At 65.4% G+C, this 4,204-nt stretch carries 5 protein-coding genes; 2 read left to right on the top strand and 3 right to left on the bottom strand.

What is annotated here, in order from left to right; all coding sequences use genetic code 11:
• Positions 1-166: 166 nt before the first annotated feature.
• The gene (locus ACZ7NC_RS44680; RefSeq protein ID WP_471497939.1) at positions 167-709 is read left to right on the top strand and encodes a hypothetical protein; all 543 of its coding nucleotides are present in this window, start codon (positions 167-169) and stop codon (positions 707-709) included.
• Between the two features lie 222 nt (positions 710-931).
• Positions 932-1,567 (top strand): hypothetical protein, encoded by a 636-nt coding sequence (locus tag ACZ7NC_RS44685; protein ID WP_471497942.1) that lies wholly within the window; start codon positions 932-934, stop codon positions 1,565-1,567.
• Between the two features lie 22 nt (positions 1,568-1,589).
• Here ACZ7NC_RS44685 and ACZ7NC_RS44690 read toward each other — a convergent pair whose 3' ends face one another.
• The 3 genes from ACZ7NC_RS44690 to ACZ7NC_RS44700 form a co-directional block, all read right to left on the bottom strand.
• Positions 1,590-1,763, bottom strand: a complete 174-nt coding sequence (locus ACZ7NC_RS44690; RefSeq protein ID WP_471497946.1) for a hypothetical protein — start codon at positions 1,761-1,763, stop codon at positions 1,590-1,592.
• An 824-nt stretch (positions 1,764-2,587) separates the two neighbouring features.
• Positions 2,588-3,034: a hypothetical protein gene (locus ACZ7NC_RS44695; protein ID WP_471497949.1), complete on the bottom strand. Its 447-nt coding sequence runs from the start codon at positions 3,032-3,034 to the stop codon at positions 2,588-2,590.
• A 124-nt stretch (positions 3,035-3,158) separates the two neighbouring features.
• Positions 3,159-3,953 carry an MmpS family transport accessory protein gene (locus tag ACZ7NC_RS44700; protein ID WP_471497952.1) on the bottom strand — a complete coding sequence of 265 codons (795 nt, stop codon included), beginning with the start codon at positions 3,951-3,953 and terminating at the stop codon, positions 3,159-3,161.
• Positions 3,954-4,204: the final 251 nt, after the last annotated feature.

Genomic DNA, 4,204 nt, shown 5'->3' on the forward strand with positions numbered 1-4,204 from the left:
CCAGATACGACAAGACCGCCACCTCCTATGAAGCGGCGGTCACACTCGCGTCGTTCCTGCTCTGGGCAAGATCCCTTTGAAGACGGACCCTAGTACGAGGTCACGCGCTGCTGGTCAGGCGGCCTAAGGCCGTCCCCTCCAAATGCCAGCGAGGCAGGAGCAGTATGTGCAAACTGTCGCGGTGAGGATGAACGAGACCTTCGCTACAACAGTCGCTGCCGTCGTTCCAGTTGTTCTGCTGGTGGCTGTAGTCGAGCTGTCCAATCGCAGACAGGTGCTTCGCGCCTGGTACGCCAGGGCGGCTGAGCACCAGAGGCGAATCGATCCACTGTACGTCGACGGGCAAACGCCCAGTGGGGAGCAGCTGGAGGCGGCCCTACGTAGTTCCTCATCTGCTCGCCTAAGTAATCTGTGGGCCCTGCTGTACGTACTCTCCGCCGTAGCTGTCGGCGTGCTGTTGCTCCTGGCGGAGGGGGTCGCGCTCGTGTGGCTCGCCGACCCTGGATCCGGCAATTCGCCCGGTCTGGCCGTCTTTTGCTTGGCCGCCACCCTGATTGGCTTCGGGTGGGTCACCCTTGCGCCGGTGCTCGCTCTGGTGGTGTCTTCTGCTTCCGATATCTGGGTCGTACTGAAGGGGCTCGACCGGCAGCTACGGTTCGTGCGCGAGCTAGCCGCGCATCGACGTCAGCAAGAGCGCCAGGAGGAGTAGGTCCGATCAGCCTGGTAGGCGTCAGCCTTCGTCCTCGTCGAGCGCGGTCTCAAGTTCCGCGATCTTCCCGCTCGTCGGCAGCTCCGCGCGGATCGTACTCTCCGCAGACACGCTGGCCTTCCTGGCCGCGACATGAGTCCAGCCGTGTGGTGCTCCCGGACCGGCGCTGCCGGTCTACGGAAACCGGCCCCAGCTGCCCGCCATCGTGTCTACGGTGCGCATGTGAGTGCTGTGAATTGGGGCGATGTGCCCACGTGGGGGGCGACATTGTTCGCCGGCGGTGCGGCGTGGTTCGCCTACCAGACGATCAAGAGCCAGCGGCAGCAGATCCGCGAACAGCGCGAGTTCATCGGCGAACAGACGCGGTTCATGGATGAGCAGCGCCAGAACCTGGAGTTGGAGCGTACAGAACTGCGCGCTGTAGCCGACGACCGGCGGACGGCTCAAGCCAAGCGCGTGAAGATGCACAGCCAGCAGGCAGGAGCATCCACAGATGGCCAGGGCGCGCAGACACCAGATGATCACTGGGTAGTCACTGTGACTAACGACAGCGATACGCCAGTGCGCCTGGCGGAGGTCTGGTTCGGCAACTCCTACAACTCCACCGAGGTCTACGAGTGGCGTGGCAACTGGCACGCTCCGGTAGAACTACGCGGCGACCGCCTGATGCAACTCGTTGACCTCATCGGGCCAGGCAAGGCCGTGCGGTTCGAGTCGCAGCGCTACTCGTCTGCGGCAGTGCACAACAACCCGCCAGTTCTCTACTTCTCCGATGACGAGGGTGGGCGCTGGGCCTTGAGCTCGCGAGGGAACCTGCGGGAAACGGATCAGCAGCCGGGTAGGCCGCTCCCAAGCTGAGTGACAACGTGCCTTGTCAGCCTCAGTCGTCGTCGAGGGCGATCTCAAGCGCCTTGATCTTGCGGCTCGTCGACAGCTCGGCGCGGATCGGGTTGTTGCCGGGCACGCCAGCCTTGCGCGCATCCTCGACGAAAGGGGCGAGTTCGTCCAGGGGCATGCCCTTGTCGGCGCCGGTGAACTTCAGGGCTGCGGGCATGGGTTCAGGATGGCGCACGAAGGCCCGGCGCGAAGAAGTAGCGGCGAGCCCCCGACTGGTGGAAATCGCCGCAAGACTCATGGAGCCAGGGACACAATGCGACCGTGAAGATGTCGTCAGATTTCGCCCAGACCGTCGCCGCGGTAGCTCCTGTGGTGTGGCTTGTGGGCGCCGTGGAACTCCAGCAGATCTCAAAGCGCGTGGTGGCCTGGTGGTACGACGGCGAGCGCCGCCCTGCACGCGGCCGGCGTCCCCGAGCGCGACACCCAGGCGGTCCTCGGGCAGAAGCGCGGTGGGAAGGTCACGTGGATCTACACGCACGAGAGCGAGGGTGCGCGGGAGAACGTGCACGCAGCGCTGACGGGGACGGAGAGTGGGAGTGGACTCTGCGTCGTTGAGTGATCCACAAGGGGTGGAATCCACATGGAGTCCACATGGACCCCACGGCATCGCTCGGGACCACTCGGAATGGCTCGGGCGCCCGATTCGAGGGGGATTAGGTCACCGCTCGGAACCACTCGGAATCGCAAGAAACCCCTGGTCAGGCGGAACTCCTGCCTTACAAGCAGGATGTCGGCGGTTCGAAACCGTCCGCGCCCACGGTGGACAAGCCCCAGCTCAGCTAGGGTTTCGCGGCCCCTCGGAGTGATCTCCGGGGGGCCGTTCTCATGGCCGGAGTCCACATCCCCCGGTGATCATCATCCCCCGGTGGTCATCGGGCGACTTGATCATTGCCCGGCGGCATCTACGCCGCGGATGTGAGAAGCCCCCGCCCGTGGCCTTCGAGGGCCACGGGCGGGGGCGACGGCGATGAGCCGAGGTTGTCAGACGTCGTACAGCCTGACAGTGACCGACCCGTCGGCGCCGTGGATGGTGTACTCGCCAGGACCCCAGACCGGCACGCACCCGACGGCGAGTTCGTCATCGACGTTGATGCCGGTGTCGTCCTCGTTCACGAGGGCGCACAGCTCGGTGACGGGGTGGTCGACGTACCTCATCTCGTAGAGGCTGTGGTCGGGGTAGCGCGGGAGGGTGGGGGTGTTGATGCCGACGTCCGGGTGCTCCCACAGTGCGGTCTCCTGGCCCCAGGGCGCCCGCACCCAGACCCTTCCGTAGGGCTCGGGCAGGTCGTTGTCGTCCTGTTCCTGGGGGTTGGAGAAGTCGATCGAGTACAGGACGGGTCCGGGTGCCGCTGCCTGTGCCGAGGCGGTCGCCCCGCCGAGCAGCAGCAGTGCTGTGGAGGCAACGGCCGCCAGTCGGCTTGCGGACATGAAACGCATCCCTCTCCCCTTTCACCCTCTGTAGCCATTTGACTACGGAGGGGAGCTTAGGAGGCGGAGGCGGCCGATTGCCGGGAGGGATGGCTAAACCACTCAGGGGACTGACCCGGAAGCTTCACCTCGCATGACCTGCGCGCCGGGCGGCGCATCGCGTGGTTCTTGCGCGCTTTTCAGCGAACCGGGAGCGGCACCGGCCACGCCGGTAGGCGTGCGGAGGCCCGGCCGCGCACGGGCGCGAGCCGGGCCGGGCCGGACTGAGGGGGGGGCAGCTCCAGTCGCCGAACAGGCCGGAACTCAGCTGGGCGTTGCAGATGTTGTAGTCGCCCGACGCGTGACCGCTCTTGGTTTCGCCGTCGACGGTGACCGAGCAGTTGATGTCACCGGAGCCCTGGAGCTGGGCCATGACGTTGTAGTACATGGCGTCGCCTTTCAGCGGCAGGGTGGCCTCGAACTTGCCGTCCTTGAAGTCGCCTTTGCGGTTGTCGCTGTCGGAGCCGTAGGTGATGTCGAGCGGGCCGAGCGCGCCGGCGGGGGCGGTGCCCCACACCTTGAAGACGACGACCTTCGGCTTCGCCGGCTCTTCTTCCTTGGCTGCGCCGCTGTCGGTGTCGCTGTCGTTGTCGCTGTCGTTCTTATCGGCCGCAGCGTCCTGCGGCTTGTCGTTCTTGGCCTCGTTCTTGGGCTTGTTGTCGACGGCGGCCGCAGTGTCCTTGCTGCTGTCGCTCGAGTCGCCTCCGCCATCAGCGATGGCGCCGATGACGATGAGGCCGACGAACACGGCACCGGTGATGCCGAGGATCTTGCCGATGCTGCGCTTCTTCGGCGGCTGGGGCGGCGGAGCGCCCCAACCGGGCTGCGTCGGCTGCTGCGGTGCCCCGTATCCGGGCTCCTGCGGGTACTGCTGGCTCATGTGCCCCCCTTGGCGCAATTTGCGTGGAGGGTGAATCTAACTGATGTGTGGGGTGTGTGAAGACGTTGCGACGATTCTGTGACCTACGGGGCCCAGGATCCGGAAATGGTCAGCTCGTTGCGCCGTCATGGCGTGTCAATTGAGCGTGTCCTCAAGCCTGAGTTCCACAGTTAGCAGTGCCGACTAGGGCACGAAAATGCTGGTTGACCTGCGGAAATGCCTGTGAGCACGCCGAGATGGCGTGTCACTAG

The sequence above is a fragment of the Streptomyces sp. NPDC111802 genome (assembly GCF_055634335.1).